This is a genomic window from Streptomyces longisporoflavus, from assembly GCF_014649775.1.
Taxonomy (GTDB): domain Bacteria; phylum Actinomycetota; class Actinomycetes; order Streptomycetales; family Streptomycetaceae; genus Streptomyces; species Streptomyces longisporoflavus.
The window spans coordinates 178,354-201,575 of record NZ_BMTR01000013.1 but is presented as its reverse complement, the minus strand read 5'-3'; the positions used below and the strand labels follow the sequence as shown (position 1 = coordinate 201,575).

The following is a 23,222-nucleotide window of genomic DNA, read 5'->3' as shown; positions in this document are numbered from 1 at the left end:
ATGACGAGCACGAACGGCGGCGACGACAGCGGCACCCAGCGCACCGGCACCGAGATCACCCGCAGCCTGGAACTGCTCTGGGGCGAGGGCGAGCGCCCCACGCGCGGCCCCAAGCCCGGCCTCACCCTGGACCGGATCGTCACCGAGGCGGTACGCCTCGCGGACGCCGAAGGGCTCACGGCGGTCTCGATGCGCCGCCTGTCCACGGAGCTCGGCACCGGCACGATGTCCCTGTACCGCTACGTCCCCGGCAAGAGCGAGCTGCTCGACCTGATGCTGGACCGCGTCTTCACGCCGGCCGGCGAGGCCGGGCCCCCGGGCGGCGGCTGGCGCGCGGCCGTCGAGGCGTACGCCCGCGAGACGCTCGTCCTCTACCGCGAACACCCCTGGCTGCTCCACGTCAACCAGGCCCGCCCGGTGCTCGGACCCGGCTCGGTCGGCGGCCTGGAGCGCACCCTGTCCGGCATCAAGTCGATGGGCCTGACCGACCCCGAGCTGATCGGCGTGATCGTCATGGTCGAGGGCTACGTCACCGGGGTCGCCCGCACCCAGGTGCAGGAGATGGAGGCGGTGAAGAAGAGCGGCCTGACGGACAAGGCGTTCTGGGAGGCGCAGTACCCGACCCTGGAGCGGATCATGAACAGCGGCCGCTACCCGCTCCTCGCGGGACTCTCCGACGACGCGTTCGGCTCGGAGTTCGACCATTTCGAGTTCGGCCTGCGACGGCTGCTCGACGGTCTCGATGTCCTGGTGGCGGCCCGGCGCGAGGCCGACGCGGCGCCCTAGCCACTAGCCCCGCGGGAGACACATCCGGGCCGCCAGGAGACTTCTACTTCCGGCGGAAAAGCCGCTTCAGCCCGAAGAACGCGACGAGCACGACGGCGAGAGTCAGCGCGCCCACCTTGAGGTCGCCGTCTATCCCCGCGCCCCCCTCGCCCGCCGCGTCACCCGAACTCCCGCCGCTGCCCCGCGAGTCGTCCCCGCCCGCCCCTTCGACCTCGACGGGCTCGACCTGGCTCTGCGAGCCCTCGCTGCCGTACAGGAGGGTCGTACCGTCCAGGGTGTACGTCGCGGACTCGCCCTGGCGCTGGAGCGGAACGCTCAGCCGCCCCTCCCGCTTCGGCATCTTCCCCTCGCCCTGCCAGGCGTACGAGACTCCACCGAGGTAGCCGCGCAGCGCGAGCTGCTTCCCGTCGGGCGAGAAGGCGCCGTCCGTGGTCCAGAGCCCGGTGTCGCCGAGCCGCTTGAAGACGTTGGTCCCGGAGGCGGACATCCGCGCGGGCCCTTCGTACAGGCCGCCGCCCTCCTCCTTCTTGTCGGCTATGTAGATCCGGCCGGTCTTGGGGTGCACCATCAGCGCCTCGGCGTCGCGCGCCCCGTCCTCGTACTTCACCGTGTACTGCGTGGCGCGCACGGTCCGGTCGCCCAGTTTCTCCGGCTCGGGGAGCTTGTAGATCCATACGTGGGACCAGGTGCCGCCGAGGTTGTCGCCGATGTCGCCGACGTAGATGTTGCCGTCACTGCCGACGGACACGGCCTCCACGTCGCGGGGCTTCCCGACGCCGGTCATGGTGAGGGTGGCGACGGTCTTGCCGGTCTTGCCGTCCACCGCGTAGAGCAGCGCGCCGTTCTTGTCCTGGTCGTTGTGCGTCCAGTAGACGCCGGGGTGGGCGCGGGACGCGGCGAGGCCGCTGGACTCGATGACGCGGGGGTCCTCGATGGTGAACCCGTCGCGGCCGTCGTCGTCGGCGGCGACGGCAGGGCCTGCGGCGGCAGCGAGCAGAAGCAGGCAGCCGGCACTGATGGCACCCACGGCACCTACGGTGCCTGCGGCACCCGGGGCACCCGTCGAAGAACGCAGTGAACGCATGGGCCAAGCCTGCCACCCCGTCGGCGGCGGGCGGACCTCCGGCGGGTGTTCAGCCTCACATCGCAGGCCGGGGCCTTGATCCGGGATGATGAGCGGATGCTCAGGTTCATGTTCGTCGGCGACTCGATGACGATCGGCAGCGCGGGGGAGCACACCTGGCGCCACCGCATGTGGCAGCACCTGCGGGCCTCGATCGGCGACGCGGCCTTCGCCGTGGTGGGTCCGCGCAGCGCCCTGCACGACAAGGTCTCCGGCGAGCCCGTCTCGTACGCCTACGCCTGCGACGACCCGGACTTCCCGCGCCACCACTTCGCGGGCTGGGGCGAGGGCTGGCTGCACATGGCGCCGCGGATGGCGGAGGTGGTGCGGCTTGAGCGCCCCGACGTCCTGCTCGTCTCGCTCGGCCTGATCGACCTGGGGTTCTACACGAACGCGGAACAGACGGCGGAGAACGCGCGCCGTTGCATCGCGGAGGCGCGGTCGGCGAACCCGGGCATACGCCTCGTCCTGCTCCCGGTGATACCGAACATCCGGGCCCGGACGGACGCCCCGTTCGCGGCGGAGGTGGCGCGCTTCAACGTGCTGCTCGCGAAGGTGGTGGCGGAGCTGGACACCGGCGCCTCGCCGCTGCTCCTGGCCTCGACACCGCCGTCGTACGACATCGACGTCGACACGTACGACGGGACGCATCCCAACGAGAGCGGCGAGCACAAGCTGGCGGCGGCGTTCGCGGACGCGATGCATCAGGCGTGGGGGCTGGGGACGCCGTACGAAACGGCGCCCCCGCCCCTGCCCCTGCCCTTGCCCGAACTTCAGTCGGCCAACTGAGCGGCTACCGGCTGTAGTTGGCCTTGAGGGCCTTCAGCCCGGCGATGTCCCACTTCGTGTACACCCCGGCGTACTTCTCGGCGCGGGCGTCGGTGCCGCCCTTGGCCCTGGCGTGGCCGCCGTTGGGCGAGCACATGACCGGCAGGTCCTTGGTGCTGTTGGAGACGCACTCGAAGTTGTCGGCGGTGCGGTTGGCGTCCGGGCCGTCCACGTTGGCGTGGTCGAGCCCGATCGCGTGCCCGATCTCGTGGCTCAACATGTTCGATATGAGGGTCGGGGAGAGCTTGTAGTCACCCGGCTTCCAGTACTCGCTGTCGACCCATATCCAGCCGCCCCACGCGCTGTGGTTGCCGGTCGCGTAGCACGGGTGCGCCTGCGAGAAGCCCGGCTTGTTGCCCGGCATGAAGGGGCGGTACTTCAGGCCCACGGTGATGACGTGGCGCTCGGCGGTGTTACAGGCGTTCTGCTCCTTGTGATAGCCGCCGGCCAGCGTGAACTTGGTCCCCGTGACCGAGGTGAGCTGGGCGGCGGTCTTCTTCGCCTGCGCCCGCAGATCCTTCTCCGCCTTCTTGGTCTGCGCGGCGGTGAGCTTGGTGGCGGAGGCCTTGGGCTTGACGAGGTGGATCACGTACGGGTCGGGGCTGAGCGACTCGATCCCCTGGCCCTTCAGAATCCGCCACCCGGTGCCCTTGTACACGTCCCCCGCGGCATAAGCCGGATTGCTGAGCGCGACGAGCCCGACGGCGGCGGCGAGCACGCCCGCAGAGCGAACGATCTTCTTCGTAACGGTCATGCCCCGCATCCTCACCCACCCCACCAACAACTCCCCAACCACCCCCGGCGTCTCGTTCGGGGTGCTGGTGTGGGTGTCGACGATCGCGGGGGCGTACGCACTGGAGCGGCGGGTCGGGGCGGTCCGGTGGAGGTGAGCGCTGCGGAGGGTCACGCACCGGAGGTGAGAGCGTGAGGGTCGGCACCGCCGCCCCGCCTCACACCGCGCGCGTCAGTCGGTTCGCGAGGGTCGACATCGTGTACGTGCCGATGCCCATCACCACCTCAAGGGCGTTCCGCTCCGTGTAGCCCGCCGCGAGGAACTTCTTCAGCTCCTCGTCGCCGACCCCGCCAGCGGTGGCGAGGACCTCAAGAGTGAACTGCCGTACGGCTTCGAGCCGTTCGTCGCGGTCCAGTGCCCTCCCCTCGCGCAACGCGGCGATCAGCTCGGCATCCGCGCCCAGCTTGCGCAGCTTGCCGGTGTGCATGGCCACGCAGATGTGGCAGTCGTTGCGTACCGCGACGGTCATGACGACGACTTCCCGCGCCACCGGCTCCAGCGTCGTCCGCTCGAAGGCCGCACTCAACTCCAGGAAACCGTTGAGCAGTTCGGGCGACTCGGCAAGGCGGGCCACCGCGCTCGGCGTCTTGCCGAAGGCCGCGGCCGTACGTTCCATCGCCGCGCGGGACTCGGCGGGCGCGGTCTCGACGGTGTGCTCGGCAAACAAGAGGGGCCCCCTACGATGGACAACGTGGTTGACGAAAAAAAGGTAAATCAGGTTGTCGATTCCCGCAAGGAACCCCGCGAGGGACTCCGCAAGGAACCCCGCACGGAGACCGGCAAGGAACCCCGCAAGGACAGCGAGCCGCCCGAGGACGGCGACGTCCGCGGCTTCGAGCTGCCCCTCCTCCTCTTCGCCGGGTTCCGCACCCTCATCGACCGGCTCCACGCCGAGCTGGCCCGCCAGGGCCACCCGGACGCACGCCCCGCCCACGGCTTCGCCATGCAGGCCATCGGCGTACGGGGCGCGAGCGCCAGCGAGATGGGCCGCAGGCTCGGCGTCTCCAAGCAGGCCGCGGGCAAGACCGTCGACCGCCTCATCGCCCTCGGCTACGCGGAACGCACCGATGACCCGGCCGACGCCCGCCGCAAACTGGTCCGCCTCACCCCGCACGGCATCGACGCACTGCGCCGCTCGGCGGCGATCTTCGACGAGCTGCACGCGGAATGGGCGGACCAGCTGGGCGCACGCCGCCTGCGCACGCTGGAGAACGACCTGCGCACGGTCGTACCGCCGGACGCGTTCCGCCTCGACGCGGCGGGCTGGCTCGGCGGCTCGTGACCTCGTCTCGGTGCGTAACGTTGCACGACCTGACCTGCACGCCAGCCGACCTCATCCTCAAGACCGGCGATTTCCCCCGCGACTGACCAAAGCCACCCCGGCCCCCTTGCCTGGAGCCCACTCCAAGTCGTTGGCTGAGTTCCCATGAAGTACACGCAGCTGGGACGCACAGGGCTCAAGGTCAGCCGGCTCACGCTCGGGACCATGAACTTCGGGCCGCTCACGAACGAGCCGGACAGTCACGCGATCATGGACGCCGCGCTCGACGCGGGCATCAACTACTTCGATACCGCCAATGTCTACGGGTGGGACGAGAACAAGGGCCGTACCGAGGAGATCCTCGGCACCTGGTTCACGAAAGGCGGCGAGCGGCGCGACAAGGTCGTGCTCGCCACCAAGGTGTACGGGAACATGGCCACCGACGGTAAGCCGGCGTGGCCCAACCACGACCTGCTCTCCGCGGTCAACATCCGCAGGTCCGTGGAGGCTTCGCTCAAGCGCCTGCAGACCGATTACATCGACATCTACCAGTTCCACCACATCGACCGCCGCACGCCGTTCGACGAGATCTGGCAGGCGATCGACACCCTCGTGACGCAGGGCAAGATCCTGTACGCCGGGTCATCCAACTTCCCCGGATACAAGATCGCCCAGGCCAACGAGGTCGCCGCCCGGCGCGGCAGCTACGGCCTCGTCAGCGAGCAGTGCCTCTACAACCTCGCCGAGCGCAGCGCCGAGATGGAGGTCATTCCGGCCGCGCAGGACTACGGCCTCGGCGTCATTCCGTGGTCGCCGCTGCACAGCGGACTGCTCGGCGGCGTGCTGAAGAAGGAGGGCGAGGGCAAGCGGCGTACCGGCGGACGGGCCGCCGAGGAGCTGGCGAAGCCCGAAAAGCGCGCGCGGGTCCAGGCGTACGAGGACCTGCTCGACAAGCACGGCCTCGCGCCGGGCGAAGTGGCACTCGCCTGGCTGCTCACCCGGCCCGGCATCACCGGCCCGATCGTCGGGCCGCGTACGCCGGAGCAGCTCACCAGCGCACTGCGCGCGGTCGATCTGGACCTCTCGGACGAGCTGCTCGAATCCCTGGACGAGATCTTCCCGGGGCCGGGGCCGTCTCCGGAGTCCTTCGCCTGGTAGCGAGCCAGGCCGGGACCGGCTGAACTACGCGGTCACGGCCGCGGCCGCGGTCATCGCCTCACTGGCCGACCGCGGCCGCCACCGCCACGACGACGAACATCAGCACGAGTACACCGGCCATGATCCGGTTCCTGGTTTTCGGGTCCACGTAGTCGAGGTTAACCGGCCCCGTCCGGCGGCCGTCGACCGACCACCGAACCGGCCGGATATCCGGGCGCGGATCGGGGGAGAGAAAGCCGCATGGACAGCCACATAGCCATTCGTCCCGCCGGCACCGACGACATCCCCACCGTCCTCGCCCTCTTCGACGAAGCCGTCGCCTGGCTCGTGTCACAGGGGCGCACCGGGCAGTGGGGCGACACACCCTGGTCGACCAACCCGAAGACGATCGCCCTGGTCGAGAAGTATCTGACCACCGGCTCCGCCTGGATCGCCGAGATCGGCGGACTGCCGGTCGGCACGCTCACCCTGACCGATGGGCCGGGGCCGTACATCGCCCCCGTGGAGGAGCCGGAGCGGTACATCCACCTGCTCGCCTCCCGGCACGGGACGGGCGCGGGCGCCGCCCTCCTCGCGCACGCGGCGGAGGAAACCCGGAGCCAGGGCATCTCCCTGCTCCGGGTCGACTGCTACGCGGGCGGTGACGGCAAGCTCGTCGCGTTCTACGAGCGCAACGGCTTCACGCGGACCGAGGCCTTCGTCGAGCAGAACGGCACCTGGCCGGGCCAGATCCTGGCCCGGCGCGTCTAGCCGCGGAGAACGCCCTACGCCGCCGTCGCCAGCTGCTCACGCGGCACGAACTGCACGTGCTGGCGACCGCGCCGCAGATCCACCTTCAGCCGCAGGTTCGCGGCGCGGGCCAGCATCAGGCCGACGCCGACCGCGGCGACGGCGCAGATGAGACCGCCGGCGGCCATGCTGACGCGCACTCCGTACGCGTCGGCGAGCCAGCCGAAGAGCGGACCGCCCAGCGGCGTACCGCCGGTGAAGACCATCATGAAGAGCGACATGACCCGGCCCCGCATCTCCGGGTCCGTGGCCATCTGGACCGAGGAGTTGGCGGTGACGTTCACCGTCAGGCCCAGGATGCCGATCGGCACGATCAGCGCGACGAACATCCACAGCTCGGGCGCGAACGCGGCCACGATCTGCAGGACGCCGAAGGCGATGGCGGCCCCGGCGAGCAGCCTCAGGCGTGAGGTGCCGCGGCGGGCAGCGAGCAGCGCGCCCGCCAGCGAGCCGATCGCCATCAGCGTGTTGAAGAGCCCGTACATCCCCACGCCGCCGTGGAAAATGTCGTCCGCGAAGGCGCTCAGCCAGATCGGGAAGTTGAATCCGAAGGTGCCGACGAAGCCGACGAGGACGATCGGCCAGATCAGCTCGGGGTGCTTGGAGACGTAGTTCAGGCCTTCCCTCAGCTGTCCCTTGCCGCGCGGCTTGCGCGGGGTGGGGTGCAGCTCGCGGGTGCGCATCAGCATCAGGCCGGTGAGCGGCGCGAGGAAGGACAGGCCGTTGGCGAGGAACGCCCAGCCGGGGCCGACCGCGGCGGTGAGGCCGCTCGCCACGGCGGGGCCGACGAGGCGCGCGGACTGGAAGTTCGCCGAGTTCAGCGAGACGGCGTTGCGGACCTGGTCGGGTCCCACCATCTCGGACACGAAGGACTGCCGGGTCGGGTTGTCGACGACCGTGACGAGGCCGGTGAAGAAGGCCGCGAGGTAGACGTGCCAGACCTGGACGTTGCCGCTCAGGGTGAGCGCCGCCAGGAACAGACCGCTGATGCTCATCGCACCCTGGGTGCAGAAGAGCAGCTTGCGCTTGGCGAACCGGTCGGCGATGACGCCGCCGTACAGGCCGAACAGGAGCATCGGCAGGAACTGCATCGCGGTGGTGATACCGACCGCCGCCGAGGAGCCCGTGAGGCTCAGGACCAGCCAGTCCTGGGTGATGCGCGCCATCCACGTGCCGGTGTTGGAGACAACGGCGCCGGAGGCGAAGAGCCGGTAGTTGCGGATCTTCAGCGAGCTGAACATCGACGTCTTGGCGGCAGGGGACTTGTCGAGGGTGGTTGGTGCGGGGGCGGAGTCTGCTCCGGATCCCGTACTCAAAGTGCGTTCGCCTCCTTGGCGTCGTACGGCACGTGGCGCGTGGGCCGCCGCCGCGTGCACTGCTTACAGGTGCGCGAGCTTCTCCAGGACGGGGGCGGCGGCGCGCAGTCGTGCCCACTCGTCCTCGTCGAGATGCTCGGTCAGGCCGGCCAGCCAGGCGTTCCGCTTGCGGCGGCTCTCCTCGAGCATGGCCTCGGCCGTCTCCGTCTGGGTCACCACCTTCTGGCGGCGGTCCTCCGGATGCGGTTCGAGCCGGACGAGACCCTTGGCTTCGAGCAGCGCGACGATGCGGGTCATCGACGGCGGCTGCACGTGCTCCTTGCGGGCCAGCTCACCGGGGGTGGCGTGGCCGCAGCGGGCGAGGGTGCCGAGCACCGACATCTCGGTGGGGCTCAGCGACTCGTCGACCCGCTGGTGCTTGAGTCGACGGGACAGGCGCATCACGGCGGAGCGCAGGGAGTTCACGGCGGCGGCGTCGTCACCATGGGAGAGGTCCGGCATGTTCGTTAGAGTAACTCATTACTCTAGCTAAAGACCACCTGGTTCCCGCGACGAGAGTCACGGAACCCTTTCGTCACCCATATGAGTGAGGTGGCCGCGGAAAGCGAGACACGGTCCGCGCAGCGGCAGGGACCCTGGCACGCATGGGATCGACAGTGCTCAGCCTGCGAATAGACGGTGAGCTGCTCGACCGGCTCAAGCAGCACGCCGCCAAGAGGGGCATGAGCGTCCAGGACTACGTGGTCGGGACGCTCGTCCGCGGTGACTTCGACGAGCGCTTCCAGAGCGCCGTCGAGGAGACGGAAAAGTTCTACGGGGCGGCCTGATGGCCGCCCCGCAGTCACTCACGCCGTACCGGTCGCTCAGGTCAGACCGAGCGCCGGCATCAGGTAGTAGAAGGCGAAGACGGCCGACACGACGTACATCGCGGCCGGCACCTCACGGCCGCGGCCCGACGCGAGGCGCAGCACGGTGAAGGTGATGAAGCCGATGCCGATGCCGTTCGTGATCGAGTACGTGAACGGCATCATCATCATCGTCAGGAACGCGGGGATCGCGATGGTGAAGTCGGCCCAGTCGATCTGGCCGATCGAGCCGGACAGGATCAGGAAGCCGACCGCGAGCAGCGCGGGCGTGGCCGCCTGGGACGGAACCATCGTGGCGATGGGCGTGAGGAACAGCGCAAGCGCGAAGAGGCCGCCGGTGACGATGTTGGCGAAGCCCGTACGCGCGCCCTCGCCGACGCCCGCCGTGGACTCCACGAAGCAGGTGGTGGCCGAGGCGGAGGAGGCGCCGCCCGCGGCGACCGCGATGCCGTCGACGAACAGGACCTTGTTCATGCCCGGCATGTTGCCGTTGGCGTCGGTCAGCTTGGCCTCGTCGCCGATGCCCATGATCGTGCCCATGGCGTCGAAGAAGCAGGACAGCAGCACGGTGAAGACGAAGAGGATGCCGGTGAGCAGACCGACCTTCCCGAAGCCGCCGAACAGGCTGATCTGACCGACGAGCCCGAAGTCCGGCGTGCTGACCGGGTTGCCCGGCCACTCCGGCGTCGTCAGGCCCCAGGAGGGGACATCCGCGATCGCGTTGATGATCATTGCCACGATCGTCATGACGACGATGCTGATGAGGATGGCGCCGGGCACCTTGCGCACGATCAGGCAGAGCGTGAGCAGCGTGCCGAGCACGAAGATCAGTACGGGCCAGCCGTTGAGGTGGCCGTCTCCGCCCAGCTGGAGCGGGACCGTGGTCTCCGCGACGTCCGGGATGCGCGAAACGAAGCCGGAGTCGACGAGACCGATCAGCATGATGAAGAGGCCGATGCCGATCGCGATGCCCTTGCGCAGACCCAGCGGCACGGCGCTCATCACGCGCTCCCGCAGACCGGTCGCCACGAGCAGCATCACGACGAAGCCCGCGAGGACGACCATGCCCATCGCGTCGGGCCACGACATGCGCGGCGCGAGCTGGAGGGCGACCACGGTGTTCACGCCGAGGCCCGCGGCGAGCGCGATCGGGACGTTGCCGATGACGCCCATCAGGAGCGTGGTGAAGGCGGCGACCAGGGCGGTCGCGGTGACCAGCTGGGCGTTGTCGAGCTGATGCCCGTACATGTCCTTCGCGCCGCCCAGGATGATCGGGTTGAGCACGATGATGTACGCCATCGCGAAGAACGTGGCGAAGCCGCCGCGCACTTCCCTGACCAGGGTCGATCCCCGCTCTGTGATCTTGAAATACCGATCGAGGCCCCCTTGCGGGGAATTCGGGTGCGGCGTTTTGTCGACCGGGGCAGTGGCCGAGGGGGACATGGGGGACCTCATGACCTGTGATTAGGGTGTTGGGCCGACGCAGACAAACTCGCCGAATTTAGATCTTCGTACGAAAACAATCGGCCATTAACGAGCCGTTTCAGTATGAATACATGAAGGCAAAATCGCTATCTCCGCGCGTAGACCCTTGCGGTACTTGCCGGGACCGGCCCCGGCGGAGCGCTGTTCCGGCCCCGCGGAGGGCTGTTCCGGCCCCGGCGGAGGGCTGTTCCGGCGCCTCGTAAGCTGTGCGCATGGAGAAGTGGACCCCCAAGCACGAGGCGCCCGAGCCCCTGGAGGGCCCCGTCGTCGCCACCATCGTCGGCGGCACGATCCTCTGGTTCGTCCTCTTCCTGGTGCAGCTGCCGTTCTACGGCTGGTTCGACGACCGCGACGCGACCTGGTGGGTGTGGACCTGCCTGGCGGGCGCGGGCCTCGGCCTGATCGGCATCTGGTACGTGCGGGGCCGCGAAGCGGCGATCAAGCGGGAAGCCGAGCGCAAGGCGGCGACCGCGGCGGATCAATCGGCGGAGTAAGCAGCGGGGCAATCGGCAGAGCAAGCGGCGGAGTAGTCCGTTCCGCCCGGGCCGGGCGAGGGCCCGTACAACCACGGGAGTGTCCCTGTCCTACCGTGGTCGGATCTTTGGGGCACTCAAGGGGTGAAGCCCCCGTCCCGCCCGTACCGTCGATGCCATGACGCATATCGACGCGGGCGCCGAGCTCGACCCGGTCCACCCGGTGGAACTGCCCGCCGGACGCGCGACGGGCCTCACCGCGGCCGAGGTCGCCGAGCGGGTCGAACGCGGCGAGGTCAACGACGTACCCGTCCGCAGCTCCCGGTCCACCACCGAGATCATCCGGGCGAACGTCTTCACCCGCTTCAACGCGATCATCGGCGTGCTCTGGGTGATCATGCTCTTCGTCGCGCCGATCCAGGACAGCCTCTTCGGCTTCGTGATCATCGCCAACACCGGCATCGGCATCATCCAGGAGCTGCGGGCCAAGAAGACCCTGGACGGACTCGCGGTCATCGGCGAGTCCAAGCCCACCGTGCGGCGCGACGGCAGAGCGGCCGAGATCTCCACCTCCGAGATCGTCCTCGGCGACCTGGTGGAGCTGGGCCCCGGCGACAAGATCGTCGTGGACGGCGAGGCGGTCGAGACCGACAGCCTGGAGGTCGACGAGTCACTCCTGACCGGTGAGGCCGACCCGGTCGTCAAGAAGCCCGGCGACAAGATGATGTCGGGCTCGTTCGTGGTCGCGGGCGGCGGCGCGTTCACCGCGACGAGGGTGGGCCGCGAGGCGTACGCGGCGCAGCTCGCCGAGGAGGCGAGCCGCTTCACGCTCGTCCACTCCGAGCTGCGCAACGGCATCTCCACGATCCTCAAGTACGTGACCTGGCTGATGGTCCCGACCTCGATCGGCCTCGTCATCAGCCAGCTCGTCGTCAAGGACGACGACTTCAAGGAGTCCATCGCCTACACCGTCGGCGGGATCGTGCCCATGATCCCGGAGGGGCTCGTGCTCCTCACGTCGGTCGCCTTCGCGATCGGCGTGATCCGCCTCGGCCGCCAGCAGTGCCTCGTCCAGGAACTCCCCGCGATCGAGGGTCTGGCCCGCGTCGACACCGTCTGCCTCGACAAGACCGGCACCCTCACCGAGGGCGGCATGGACGTCACCGAGCTGCGTCCGCTGAACGGCTCGGACGAGGCATACGTACGCAAAGTCCTCGGCGCCCTGGGCGAGTCCGACCCGCGCCCGAACGCGTCGCTCCAGGCGATCATCGACGCGTACCCCGACAGCGAGGAGTGGCGCTGCACCGAGTCGCTGCCCTTCTCCTCGGCCCGCAAGTACAGCGGCGCCTCCTTCAGCGAAGGCGACGGCAACACCTCGGCGTGGCTGCTCGGCGCCCCCGACGTGCTCCTCCCCGAGGGCGACCCGTCCCTCTCCGAGATCGAGGACCTCAACCAGCAGGGCCTGCGCGTACTGCTCCTCGCCCGCGCGGCCGGTGAACTCGACGACCCGGACGTGGCCGCCGGGGCGGATGCCACCGCCCTGGTCGTCCTGGAGCAGCGCCTTCGCCCGGACGCCGGCGACACCTTGCGGTACTTCGAGGAGCAGGACGTCAGCGCCAAGGTCATCTCCGGCGACAACGCGGTCTCGGTGGGCGCGGTCGCCGGGAAGCTGGGCCTGCCTGGCGCGGAGAACACCGTGGACGCCCGCCGGCTGCCCACGGAGCAGGGCGAGATGGCCGAGGCCCTGGACGCCAACTCCGTCTTCGGGCGCGTCACCCCGCAGCAGAAGCGGGACATGGTGGGCGCGCTCCAGTCACGCGGGCACACGGTCGCGATGACGGGCGACGGCGTGAACGACGTCCTCGCCCTGAAGGACGCCGACATCGGCGTATCGATGGGCTCGGGCTCGGAGGCGACGCGGGCGGTGGCCCAGATCGTGCTCCTGAACAACAGCTTCGCGACGCTGCCCTCGGTGGTCGCGGAGGGCCGCCGGGTCATCGGCAACATCACGCGGGTGGCGACGCTGTTCCTGGTGAAGACCGTCTACTCGGTGATGATCGCGCTGCTGGTGGTGTGCACGCAGGTGGAGTACCTCTTCCTGCCTCGCCACCTGACGCTGCTCTCGACCCTGACGATCGGCGTCCCGGCCTTCTTCCTCGCCCTCGCCCCCAACAAGGAGCGGGCCAAGCCCCACTTCGTACGAAGGGTCATGCGGTACGCGATCCCGGGCGGGGTCGTCGCGGGCGCGGCGACGTTCTGCACGTACCTCCTGGCGCGCAGCCACTACTCGGGCGCGGGAGCGCGGGAAGCCGAGACCAGCGCGGCCACCCTTGCGCTGTTCCTGATCGCCATGTGGGTCCTCGCCATCATCGCCCGCCCCTACACGTGGTGGCGGCTCTGCCTGATCGGCGCGATGGGTCTCGGCTTCCTGCTGGTGCTCACCGTGCCGTGGCTCCAGGACTTCTTCCAGCTGAAGCTGGTCGGCACGACGATGCCGTGGGCGGCGGTCGCGATCGCGGCGACGGCCTCACTGGTGATCGAGGTCGTCTTCCGCTGGGTGGACCGCCGCTTTCCGGCTTAGTCGGTACTAGTTGACGTCCACGAAGTCGCTGGTCGACGTCACAGCCGGGGTCGTGGAGGTACCGGCGAAGACGTAGCGGTAGTAGCCGTCCGCGGAGGCCGTCACGGTCGTCTTCAGGTTGCCCTTGGAGTCGGACGTGATGGTCTTCAGGGTGGAGTAGGAGGCCGCACCCTTCTTCTTGTACTGGAGCTTCACGGACTGCTTGGTGTAGCCCGCGTACTTCAGGGTGTCCCAGTTGGCACGGGTCAGGGCGCCGGTGACCGTGAGGGTCTTGCCCTTCTTGACGGGCTCGGGGGAGGCGTTGGTGGTGAGGCGGGCGTTGCGCTGGATGCGGGCGTCCGACTTGTACGCCTCGGTCTCGGCGCCGTCGCCGTCGTTCGCACCGGCGGCCGCGTAGACCTTCCAGCCCGACCCGGCCAGGTCGTTGTAGAGGTCGACCTTCGGGTCGGCGATGACAGTGACGGTGCAGGTCGAGGTGGTGGCGTTGACGACCTTGCACGTGCCGTCGAAGTCGTCCGGGGTCAGGACGCCGTCGGCGGTGTCGACGCTGCTGCCGTGGTAGAGAAAGGCGCTGCCGGCCGCTATGCCTTCCGGGTCGGTGGCAGTGACGGCGACGGAGAACTTCACCTTGTTGGTGGTGCCGACGACGACGTCCTTGCCGCCGTTGACGGTGACCTTCGTGATCTTGGTGTCACCCTCGTTGGCGCCCTGCACGGCCTTCGCGGCAAGACGGGGGGCGGACGAGGGGTCATCGGCGGCCTGAGCGGCCGGGACGACGAGAGCGGACAGAGCCAGGGTGCCGGTCAGTGCGGCCACGGTGGCACGGATTCGCATGTGTTCCCCAGTTGGGAAGGGGCTCCGCGGTGCGTGGGGGCTGTCACGCGGGGCCCGGTGATCTAGGAGTCTGTTGACTCGCAAGATCAGACCTTCGACCAGGGGCCCGGGTTGTACGGCAAGTGAAGATTTCGTGACCGAGTTCTGGACGGGCCCCGAAGGAGCGCGGGGAACTGCGCGGCCAGCCACGACACACCCGCAGCCGAATCAACCGGCCGGCGGCCCGGGCCCCGCAAGGGGCGCGGGGAACTGCGCGACCAGCCACGACACACCCGCACACGCAACAGCCGCCCAGCATCCCGGACCCCGCATCCGGCCACGCACCCGCGGACGGCCGCCTCAGTCGAACCAGCGGTCCCGCTCCAGCTCGTCCGTCCGCGAGGGGTCCTCAAGCAGCGCCGCCACCTCGAACCGCCGAGGCCACTGCCCCGCCGCCCAGGCGAGCCCCGCGGCCACGCCCTCCAGCGTTGCGGCGTGGACCGTGCCGTCCGGCGTCCGGCGCCAGTCCAGTTCGACGCCGCCCGCGTCGAGGGCGTCATGCTCGACGTACGTCTCCGGCGTGGCCGGCCCCAGCAGGACCCGCACCGAATCCGGCACCGGATGCTCGACCCCCTCCCCCGAGGGCTCCACCGCCGCCGTCTCGCTCAGCCTCCGCACCTGGAACAGCTCCGCCAGGTCCCCCGCCTTACGGGGCGCCACCGGCAACAGCGCCACTCCCCCGGCGACCGGCAGCAGATCCGGGGCGTCGGCGACCACCGCGTCCGCCACGTCGACCACCACCACCTCACCGTCCACCACGGCCCGCACCTCGTCCGGCAACGTCACCTGCTCGGGGTCCAGATCGGCCAGAGCGCCGTACAGCGCGTGCAGCTGGGCCGCCGAAACGGTCCTCTCCGGGTCCGCGAGCCGGTCGAGCAGTTCGGCCGCTCCGCCCGGCTCCTCAAGGAGCGCGGCGACCGACGTACGGACGCCGAGCGCGCGAAGCACCTGCTCGTCCTCGAAACCGGCGGCATCAGCGGCGTCGTAGAGCCCTTCGAGCAGCGGATCGCCGCCCGAGGCCCGCAGACCGGCCGGACGACGGCCGCCGAGGACCGGATTCCCGCGCAGCCACCACGCCGTGTACGAACGGACCGTCTCCGTCGTGCCGTCCGGCAGCAGGACCCGCAGCGGCTGCGTGAGCGCGTCCCGCAGCGGGGGCCGCGAGAGCATCGCCAGGGCCTGCGGCCAGCAGTCGTCGTCGACCAGGTCCAGATCCCGTACGGCGATGATCTCGGTGGCGACCGGCGGGACCGGAGTCTCCGGCAGCCGGTCGAGGGTGTCCTCGCACCACACGTCGACCGCGTCGAGCAGCCCCGCGTCGTCGGGCTCGGCGAAGTCGCCCTCGCGGGGATCGAGCTCATCGGGGTCGAGTACGACGTCCGTGGCGCGGACAAGGGCGAAGGTGGCGAGCACACCGCACGCTGCGAGCGGCTGCTCGCCCCAGCGCTCGGCGAGATCGGCGTCCACCGTGGCGAGCTCGTCCTCGCGCATGACCTGCGCGAAGGGGCTGCCGGGGAAGACCAGTTCGCCGGCGGGGGCGAGGTCGCCGTCCTCGTCGTCGGGGAGGGCGAGCGCGCCGAGCCAGGGCTCGTCGCCGGGCGCGAGGTTCGCGTCTCGTACGAGCGAGAGCACGATGTCCGCGAGCTCGTCGGCGTCCGGCGCGTCCTCGTCCCACGTGTCGTCGTCGAGGGACGCGGCGACGGCGGCGCGGACCTGCGGGGTCGTCAGGACGGCACGGGGCGTGGCGGGCAGGGCGCCGAGCTTCTCCAGGAGAGGGTGCACGGCGTCGGGGTGCGCGACCTTCAGGCCCAGGCGTACGAGCGCGGCCGGGTCGCTGTCGTCGCCGATGACGGGGAGCAGGACCTGCCGGGGGCCGATGGTGGTGCGCCCGTCGGCAAGGGGAACGGGCAGCCCGGTGAGCCGGTCCGGGTCCACCCCGGCGAGGGTGTCGTAGAGGCGCCGCCACCAGTCCGCGTCGCGCTCCAGACCGGCGAGGCGGTCGATCGCCTCGGTGAGCGGTACGCGGGCGACACCGAGGGTGCGCAGCTCGGCGCGCCGTTCCAGGCCCGCGGGCAGCAGGCTGGGCAGTACGTCGGCCAGCACCCGTACGGTGTCGGCCCCCGCGCCCTCCACGACCTCCGCGTCACGCGGCCGCAGCGCGACGGGGACCTCCCACTCGGGTACGCCGGGATCCTCCTGCGGGACGGCTTCCACCGCGGGCGGCAGGAAGGCGGTGCGGGGCAGCCGGTCGAGGATGGCCTGGCGCAGGGCGCCGTCGAGCTCGCTCTTGCCGAGCGGGCCGGGGACGAGGCTGATGATGCCTTCGCCGACGGGCCGCCACGCCGCGAGCAGTTCGGCGTACGCGTCGGCCGCGCGCTGCACGAGGAAGTCGGTGAGGGGCCCGGGCGCCGCGTGCCGCCGGGTGGTGTCGAGCGGGAACGAGGCGATGAGCAGGGCGGGCACGCCGAGGGGCTCGTCGCTCGGGGTGGGCGCGTGCAGGACGGGGGCGCTGCGGGGCGGCGTGGGGGCGCCTTCGCGATCGGTGGGGACGGCCCAGGTCACGGACCAGTGGGGCCGCAGCCGTTCTTCTACGGGGCGGTCGGCGAGGAGGTCGGGCTCCAGGGGCCCTTGGCGGCTGACGAGGCGCCAGCGGGTGGCGCCGTCGCGGCTGTCCTCGACGTCCACGTGGGCGTGGTCGGGTGCGGCGGTACGGCGGAGGGTGCGGACGGGCTGGTCGCCGACCTGGACGACGACTTCTTCGAGGCCGGGGAGGGCGAGAAGGAGGGCGTCGTCGATGCCCTCCAGGAGCCGTACGACGAGGTCCTCGGCGGCGGCGTCGCGCAGGGGCAGGATGACGACGGTGTCGTACCCCTCCGGGGCGGTTCCCTCGGCGGCGAAGGGGAGACGGAGCAGGGGCACGTGGCCCTCGCGCCTGCGGATCTCGTCGCCGAGGCCGGGGCTGAAGCGGGCGGTGTCGGCGGCGAGTTCGCGCGCCTCGCCCAGGGACCAGCGGACGCCGCCGGTACGCCCCACGAGGGCGGGCTCGTCGGAGACGGCGAGTACGGCGGCGAAGCCGACGCCGAAGCGGCCGACCGCGCCGTTGTTCTGCTCCTCGCGCTTGGCGGAGGCGCGGAGGGTGGAGAGGGATTCGACGCCGGTGGCGTCCAGGGGGGTGCCGTTGTTGGCGGCGGCGAGGACTCCGTCCCGGAGGGTGAGGGAGAGCCGTCCGGGGGCGCCGGACCTCGCTGCCGCGTCGGCGGCGTTCTGGGCGAGTTCGACGATGAGGCGGTCGCGGTAGCCGCCGAGGGCGAGGTCTTCCTCGGCGTTGGCGTCCTCCCGGAAGCGGGCGGGGCTCGCCGCCCAGGCGTCGAGGACTCCCCGGCGGAGCCGTGCCGTGCCGAACGGGTCAGTGCCCTCGGCCGCCGGCCGCACGGTCTTGCTCACGGTGTCGTCTCCCTCGCTCGGTTCGCGGGCCGAACGGTATCGCGTCCCGCGCCGCCCCTGACGAGCGGCAACCCCCGACTGGCCGGGGGTCACCTACGTCCTGACGCTCTACGGGGCGGCCTCGCGCTCCGCGGGGGGTCTCCCACCCACCCGCCCGATTACCCCGCGAACCGGCGGGCGGAGCCGCCTTGGACGCGGGCATGCCGTCTGCGGCCCGGCGGGCCATTCCCGCGCTCCGCGCGGATATCTCCCACCCACCCACCCGATTACCCCGCGCAACGGGCGGGCGGGCGGGGAAAACCCGCGCGAAGCGCGGAAAGACCGGCCAGCCGGCCCGCAGCCGGCGACAGGACCGACCGTCAAGCCCACCCACCGGCGGGGCGGGCGGAACCGTCATGGCCGCGGGCATGCCGCCTGCGGCCCGGTGGAACATTCCCGCGCGCAGCGCGAAAAGACCGCCCAGCCCACCCCCGAAAGGCCCAGCCCCGCCAAGGGGCCCCGCATCAGCCCCCGCACCCCCCAGCGGGAGCTAGGAGTGGCCGAGGTCTTCTGGCTCCGCCTCCAGCGGGACCGAGCCCGAGTCGGGGGCCGGGCGCAGGGGGAGGGCGTCGACGCGGGTCTCGTCGAGGACCGGCGCGGCAGGCCGCGGAGGAGTCGGCATCACGGCAGCCTCCGAGTGCCCCCCGCAGCCGTACGCGAGCGACACGACATGCCCGTCCGCAGGCCCGAACTCATTCGCACACACACCGAACGCCTGCCCGAGCGATCCGCCGATCGGGGCAAGGAAGCCACAACTGACGCAGGACGCGGGCGCCGCCTGCGCCATCGCCGTCTTCGCGCCGTGCGACTCCTCCCAGCGGTCGGCCGCGGCATGCAGGCCGTACCGGGAAAGGACACGCGCCCGGCGCATGCCGAGCTCGTCGGCGAGCGCCGCGATCGAGCCGCGCGCCGGCGCGGACGGCAGATCGGCCGGCGCCCCCGCCGTGATCTCGGCGTCCTCCGCCTCGGCAAGCTCCGCCATCTCCTCCGAGAACACGGAGTTCGGCGGCGGCTCCTCCTCGCCCGAGAAGCCGGGCTCCAGGCGCAAATCCTCGGCATCGGTCGGCAGCAGGTCGCCGGGGCCCATGTCTCCGGGACGGAGCCGCTCGCTCCACGGCACCCACTCGGGGGCGAGCAGCGCGTCCGGCCCCGGCAGCAGCACCGTCTCGTCGAGTGTGACGACCTTTCCGCGCGAGGCACGGGCCACCGTCACGGCCCAGCGCCAGCCCCGGTAGCCGAACTCCTTGCACTCGAACAGGTGCGTGACGACGCGGTCGCCCTCGACCACGACCTCCACGTGCTCGCCGACCACACCGGGCGCGGCGGCCTCCTCGGCCGCTTCCCTGGCCAGTCCCACCGCCTCGGCGCACAGACGGTCGGGAGTACGCGGGGTACGCGGGGTACGGCTTCGCGTTGTCGCTGCGCTCACAGGTATCGCTTCTCCATTACGCCGTCTCACGAGTGCGCCACCCATACGCGGGAGTGCGGACGGAGCGGACCAAAGGGCCGCGTCGACGTCCGCGCCCGAACGTCCTCGGGCGCACCTACGTCATCCATTCTGCGGGATGACCGAGAGGCGCGCGGCCAAGAACAACCGCCGCAGGCGCGCTACGCACGCTACCTTCTCCCGGCCCCGGGGCCTACACCGGCGTGCGGCAGCCCTCCCCCGCCGGGCCGAGCGTTTCGCCGCTTCGCGGCGTTTCTCCCACGCACCCACCCGTACATCGCGCCTTTAGGGGGCACTATGACGAGGTGACTGCCGCAAGGTCGTCGTCCTACAGAGGCGGACGCGGCCCGGTGCTGAGCCGGGCCGTCCGCCGGGTCGGCCGCGCCCTGCGCCTGCCCTTCACGGGCACGGCCCGCGGCATCCGCAAGGCCACGCACGCGCACGGCGCGGGCGAATCGGGGCTCGGCAAGCTCATCGAACTGCACGCCGTGAACGGCGCGGGCGACGTCATGATCACCATCGCGCTCGCCTCGACGGTGTTCTTCTCCGTCCCCACGGACGAGGCCCGCGGCCGTGTCGCCCTCTATCTCGCCATCACCATGGCGCCCTTCACTCTCCTCGCCCCCGTCATCGGCCCCCTCCTCGACCGCCTCCCGCACGGCCGCCGCTACGCCATGGCCGCCGCGATGCTGGCCCGCGCCCTGCTCGCCCTGCTCCTCTCCGAGGCGGTGATCACCGGGAGTCTGGAGCTCTATCCGGCCGCGCTCGGCGTCCTGGTCGCGTCCAAGGCGTACGGAGTCGTGCGCAGCGCCGTGGTGCCCCGGCTGCTGCCGAGAGCGTTCTCCCTGGTCAAAGCCAACTCCAGAGTCACGCTCGGCGGGCTGCTCGCCACCGGGATCGCGGCCCCGATCGGCGCGGGGCTCCAGGCCCTCGGACCGCGTTGGCCGCTCTACGGCGCCTTTGTGATCTTCATGGCCGGGATGTTCCTCTCCCTCTCGCTGCCGCCCAAGGTCGACTCGGCGAAGGGCGAGCACAAGGCGCTGCTCGCGGCCGACGAGGAACACCTGCATCTGCACGCCCGCGCCGAGGCCGCGTCGGACACGTACAAGAAGCGGCGTCTCGGACTGCGTACGGTCGGGCCCGCCGTCACGCACGCCCTCGCCGCGAACGCGGCACTGCGCTGTCTCTCCGGCTTCCTCATCTTCTTCCTCGCCTTCCTCCTTCGCGAGGAACCGCTCGGCGGGCAGAGCGCCGCGGTGTCCCTGGGGATAGTGGGAGTCGCCGCCGGTACGGGCAACGCGCTGGGCACCGCGGTCGGCGCCGGCCTCAGATCCCGGGCGCCGGAGATCATCATCGTGACCGTCGTCGGCATCGTGCTCGGCGTGGCGATCACCGCGGCGGTGTTCTTCGGGGCGGTGGGCGTCGCCTGCCTGGGCGCGGTGGCGGGCTTCGCGCAGGCCATGTCGAAGCTGTCCCTGGACGCGCTGATCCAGCGGGACGTCCCGGAAGAGGTACGCACCTCCGCCTTCGCCCGCTCGGAGACCATCCTCCAGGTGGCGTGGGTGGTGGGCGGCGGCATCGGCATGGCCCTGCCGCTGAACGGCGCACTCGGGTTCTCGGTGGCCGCGGCGATCGTCGCCACGGGCTGGCTCTCGACCACGCGGAGCCTGCTCTCGGCAGCCCGCCACGGCAGCAAGCGCCGCCCGCGGGTGGCGTAAGTCGTGGCGTCAGTCGTGGCCCAAGTCGTGGCGTGAGCCCGTCGGACCACCGCCTGCGGCGGCACGCCGCGACCCCCACGTGGCGGGTCGGCACGGGGTGCCCGATAGCCTTCGCCCATGACCTCCCTGCTCCGCGGCGGAGCCGCACACGTCCTCAGCTCGGCGCGCCGCCGCCGTACCGTGGCCGCCCTTGGCGCTGTCTCCGCCGGACTCCTCGTCCTGTCGGCCTGCGACAAGCCGACGCCGCTCGCCACCGTGACGGTCGGCAAGGACTCGGTGAACTCCGATGCCACCTGCTACGGCGACGGCGACGACATCGGCCGCACGAAGGCCGCCAAGTGCGCCCTGAAGAAGGCCTCGAAGTCGATCTCCGTGGGCCAGGGCGAGACGCTGCGCATCGGCGTCGACCCCGAGGTGGCCGAGACCGGCTGGGCCCTGTGGGTCAACGGCCAGCAGGTCACCAACCCCTCCAAGAAGACGTACTACGCCTTCGAGGGCATCGACCTCTTCGCCCCGCAGCAGGGCCAGCCCGCGCCGGACAAGCTCTACATCAGCATCGTGGAGCAGGACAAGGCCGGCAAGGAGTTCAAGGGCGTCTGGAACTTCCAGCTCAAGAACGGCGACGCCTGACATCTCCGCGCCGTTGATCTCCGCAGGACCGCGGATCCTGGTGGCCACCGCCGTCCCCGCCGAACGGGACGCGGTGGCCGGCTCGCTGCCCCCGTACGCCGACGCCGTGGCCGTCGGTGTCGGCCCCGCTGCCGCCGCCGCGCACACGGCCGCGGCCCTCGCGCGCACCCCGTACGACCTGGTGATCTCCGCCGGAATCGGCGGCGGCTTCCACCCCGACGCGCCGCTCGGCTCCCTCGTGCTCGCCGACGAGATCACCGCGGCCGATCTGGGCGCCGAGACGCCCGACGGGTTCCTGCCCGTCACCGAACTGGGGTTCGGCGCCGTCACACACCGGCCGCCCCTTTCCCTCGTACGAGAACTGGCCGGGGCCTGCGGCGCCCTGACCGGCACCGTCCTGACCGTCTCCACCGTGACCGGCTCCGCCGAGCGCGCCGCCGGGCTGCGGCGCCGCCACCCGCGCGCGCTCGCCGAGGCGATGGAGGGCTTCGGCGTCGCCGAGGCCGCCGCCGCGTACGCACTGCCCGTCCTGGAGATACGCGCGGTCTCCAACGCCGTCGGCCCCCGGGACCGCGCTGCCTGGCGGATCGGCGAGGCGCTCGGCGCGCTGGGAAGCGCGTTCGGGAAATTCGCGCCCGTACTGGAGAGTTGGAAACGGCATGACTGAATCGCCCGCACACGACGCGAACCCGGACCTGAGCACGGCCCCGGACTCCCCGGACTCCCTGCAGATCGCTTTCTCGCCCTGCCCGAACGACACCTTCGTCTTCGACGCCTGGGCCCACGGCCGGGTGCCCGGCGCGCCCGCACTCGACGTCACGTTCGCGGACATCGACATCACCAACGGCATGGCCGAGCGCGGCTCGGGCGAATTCGACGTACTGAAGGTCTCGTACGCCGTGCTGCCCTACGTCCTCGACGAGTACGCGCTGCTGCCCTGCGGCGGGGCGCTCGGGCGTGGCTGCGGGCCGCTGGTCCTCACCCGCGAGGCGGGCGTCGACCTCACCGGCAAGACGGTCGCGGTGCCGAGCGAGAAGTCGACGGCGTACCTGCTGTTCCGGCTCTGGGCCGCGGACACGCTGACGGGCGGCGGCGTGGGCGAGGTCGTCGTCCTGCCCTTCGACCAGATCATGCCCGCGGTACGGGACGGCAAGGTCGACGCGGGACTCGTCATCCACGAGGCGCGCTTCACCTACCAGAACTACGGGCTGCACTGCCTCGCCGACATGGGCGAGCACTGGGAGCGGACCACGGGCCTGCCCATCCCGCTGGGCGCGATCATCGCCAAGCGGTCCCTGGGCGAGGAGCGTCTGCGGCAGCTCGCGGACAGCGTCCGTACGTCGGTACGGATGGCGTGGGACGACCCCGAGGCCTCGCGTCCCTACGTCCGGGAGCACGCGCAGGAAATGGACCCGGCCGTCGCCGACCAGCACATCGGCCTGTACGTGAACGAGTTCACGGCGGACCTGGGCGAGGACGGTTACGCGGCCATCCGCGGGCTCCTCACGCGAGCCGCGGCGGAGGGGCTCGTACCGCCCCTCGCGCCCGACGCACTCGCCTTCGGCCGATAAATCGGCCGATAAGTCGGCTGAATAAGTCCAACCGGACCGGT

Annotated in this window: 22 protein-coding genes; 13 read left to right on the top strand and 9 right to left on the bottom strand. The window is 71.0% G+C overall.

Annotated elements, in window-relative coordinates:
- The gene (locus IE226_RS26285; protein WP_190083840.1) at positions 1-786 is read left to right on the top strand and encodes a TetR/AcrR family transcriptional regulator; all 786 of its coding nucleotides are present in this window, start codon (positions 1-3) and stop codon (positions 784-786) included.
- Between the two features lie 43 nt (positions 787-829).
- Here the strand turns inward: IE226_RS26285 and IE226_RS26280 are convergent, their stop codons facing one another.
- Positions 830-1,870, bottom strand: coding sequence for a TolB-like translocation protein (locus tag IE226_RS26280; protein WP_373307031.1), 1,041 nt, complete (start codon positions 1,868-1,870; stop codon positions 830-832).
- Positions 1,871-1,966: 96 nt separating this feature from the next.
- Here IE226_RS26280 and IE226_RS26275 point away from each other — a divergent pair, with 96 nt between their 5' ends.
- On the top strand, positions 1,967-2,698 hold the full coding sequence (locus IE226_RS26275; protein ID WP_190083838.1) for an SGNH/GDSL hydrolase family protein: 732 nt from the start codon (positions 1,967-1,969) through the stop codon (positions 2,696-2,698).
- Between the two features lie 4 nt (positions 2,699-2,702).
- Here IE226_RS26275 and IE226_RS26270 read toward each other — a convergent pair whose 3' ends face one another.
- Entirely contained in the window at positions 2,703-3,491 is a 789-nt protein-coding gene (locus IE226_RS26270; protein ID WP_190083837.1) for a zinc metalloprotease, read from the bottom strand.
- Here IE226_RS26270 and IE226_RS26265 point away from each other — a divergent pair.
- Positions 3,490-3,627, top strand: a complete 138-nt coding sequence (locus IE226_RS26265; RefSeq protein WP_190083836.1) for a hypothetical protein — start codon at positions 3,490-3,492, stop codon at positions 3,625-3,627. The genes IE226_RS26270 and IE226_RS26265 overlap by 2 nt on opposite strands.
- A 60-nt stretch (positions 3,628-3,687) precedes the next feature.
- On the opposite strand, the gene IE226_RS26260 is transcribed toward IE226_RS26265, so the two are convergent.
- Positions 3,688-4,146 (bottom strand): carboxymuconolactone decarboxylase family protein, encoded by a 459-nt coding sequence (locus tag IE226_RS26260; protein WP_229871557.1) that lies wholly within the window; start codon positions 4,144-4,146, stop codon positions 3,688-3,690.
- A 66-nt stretch (positions 4,147-4,212) separates the two neighbouring features.
- Between IE226_RS26260 and IE226_RS26255 the strand changes: the two genes are divergently transcribed.
- The 3 genes from IE226_RS26255 (at position 4,213) to IE226_RS26245 (ending at position 6,699) form a co-directional block, all read left to right on the top strand.
- Complete coding sequence (locus IE226_RS26255) at positions 4,213-4,812, top strand: MarR family winged helix-turn-helix transcriptional regulator (protein WP_190083834.1); 600 nt, start codon at positions 4,213-4,215, stop codon at positions 4,810-4,812.
- A gap of 144 nt (positions 4,813-4,956) precedes the next feature.
- The gene (locus IE226_RS26250; RefSeq protein ID WP_190083833.1) at positions 4,957-5,949 is read left to right on the top strand and encodes an aldo/keto reductase; all 993 of its coding nucleotides are present in this window, start codon (positions 4,957-4,959) and stop codon (positions 5,947-5,949) included.
- 240 nt (positions 5,950-6,189) lie between these two features.
- Positions 6,190-6,699, top strand: coding sequence for a GNAT family N-acetyltransferase (locus tag IE226_RS26245; RefSeq protein ID WP_190083832.1), 510 nt, complete (start codon positions 6,190-6,192; stop codon positions 6,697-6,699).
- A 14-nt stretch (positions 6,700-6,713) separates the two neighbouring features.
- Here IE226_RS26245 and IE226_RS26240 read toward each other — a convergent pair whose 3' ends face one another.
- Together IE226_RS26240 and IE226_RS26235 are read right to left on the bottom strand one after the other, a co-directional pair.
- The gene (locus IE226_RS26240) at positions 6,714-8,054 is read right to left on the bottom strand and encodes an MFS transporter (RefSeq protein ID WP_190083831.1); all 1,341 of its coding nucleotides are present in this window, start codon (positions 8,052-8,054) and stop codon (positions 6,714-6,716) included.
- Positions 8,055-8,117: 63 nt separating this feature from the next.
- The gene (locus tag IE226_RS26235) at positions 8,118-8,555 is read right to left on the bottom strand and encodes a MarR family winged helix-turn-helix transcriptional regulator (RefSeq protein WP_190083830.1); all 438 of its coding nucleotides are present in this window, start codon (positions 8,553-8,555) and stop codon (positions 8,118-8,120) included.
- A gap of 143 nt (positions 8,556-8,698) precedes the next feature.
- Between IE226_RS26235 and IE226_RS26230 the strand changes: the two genes are divergently transcribed.
- Entirely contained in the window at positions 8,699-8,881 is a 183-nt protein-coding gene (locus IE226_RS26230) for a ribbon-helix-helix protein, CopG family (protein ID WP_190083829.1), read from the top strand.
- A gap of 36 nt (positions 8,882-8,917) precedes the next feature.
- Here the strand turns inward: IE226_RS26230 and IE226_RS26225 are convergent, their stop codons facing one another.
- Positions 8,918-10,363: an NCS2 family permease gene (locus IE226_RS26225; RefSeq protein ID WP_190083913.1), complete on the bottom strand. Its 1,446-nt coding sequence runs from the start codon at positions 10,361-10,363 to the stop codon at positions 8,918-8,920.
- A gap of 254 nt (positions 10,364-10,617) precedes the next feature.
- Between IE226_RS26225 and IE226_RS26220 the strand changes: the two genes are divergently transcribed.
- Positions 10,618-10,899: a DUF2530 domain-containing protein gene (locus IE226_RS26220; RefSeq protein ID WP_190083828.1), complete on the top strand. Its 282-nt coding sequence runs from the start codon at positions 10,618-10,620 to the stop codon at positions 10,897-10,899.
- A 157-nt stretch (positions 10,900-11,056) separates the two neighbouring features.
- On the top strand, positions 11,057-13,459 hold the full coding sequence (locus IE226_RS26215; RefSeq protein WP_190083827.1) for a cation-translocating P-type ATPase: 2,403 nt from the start codon (positions 11,057-11,059) through the stop codon (positions 13,457-13,459).
- A gap of 6 nt (positions 13,460-13,465) precedes the next feature.
- Here IE226_RS26215 and IE226_RS26210 read toward each other — a convergent pair whose 3' ends face one another.
- The 3 genes from IE226_RS26210 to IE226_RS26200 form a co-directional block, all read right to left on the bottom strand.
- On the bottom strand, positions 13,466-14,293 hold the full coding sequence (locus IE226_RS26210; RefSeq protein ID WP_190083826.1) for a calcium-binding protein: 828 nt from the start codon (positions 14,291-14,293) through the stop codon (positions 13,466-13,468).
- Between the two features lie 339 nt (positions 14,294-14,632).
- Positions 14,633-17,776, bottom strand: a complete 3,144-nt coding sequence (locus tag IE226_RS26205; RefSeq protein WP_190083825.1) for a sacsin N-terminal ATP-binding-like domain-containing protein — start codon at positions 17,774-17,776, stop codon at positions 14,633-14,635.
- 529 nt (positions 17,777-18,305) lie between these two features.
- On the bottom strand, positions 18,306-19,244 hold the full coding sequence (locus tag IE226_RS26200; protein ID WP_190083824.1) for a DUF3027 domain-containing protein: 939 nt from the start codon (positions 19,242-19,244) through the stop codon (positions 18,306-18,308).
- A 323-nt stretch (positions 19,245-19,567) separates the two neighbouring features.
- On the opposite strand from IE226_RS26200, the gene IE226_RS26195 reads away from it, so the two are divergent.
- The 4 genes from IE226_RS26195 (at position 19,568) to IE226_RS26180 (ending at position 23,181) form a co-directional block, all read left to right on the top strand.
- Entirely contained in the window at positions 19,568-20,980 is a 1,413-nt protein-coding gene (locus IE226_RS26195; RefSeq protein WP_373307030.1) for an MFS transporter, read from the top strand.
- A gap of 117 nt (positions 20,981-21,097) precedes the next feature.
- Positions 21,098-21,610, top strand: coding sequence for a hypothetical protein (locus IE226_RS26190; protein ID WP_190083823.1), 513 nt, complete (start codon positions 21,098-21,100; stop codon positions 21,608-21,610).
- 40 nt (positions 21,611-21,650) lie between these two features.
- A complete protein-coding gene (locus IE226_RS26185; RefSeq protein WP_190083822.1) occupies positions 21,651-22,277 on the top strand; it encodes a futalosine hydrolase in 627 nt (208 codons plus the stop codon).
- Positions 22,270-23,181 carry a 1,4-dihydroxy-6-naphtoate synthase gene (locus tag IE226_RS26180; RefSeq protein WP_190083821.1) on the top strand — a complete coding sequence of 304 codons (912 nt, stop codon included), beginning with the start codon at positions 22,270-22,272 and terminating at the stop codon, positions 23,179-23,181. Before IE226_RS26185 ends, IE226_RS26180 begins: the two co-directional genes overlap by 8 nt.
- Positions 23,182-23,222: the final 41 nt, after the last annotated feature.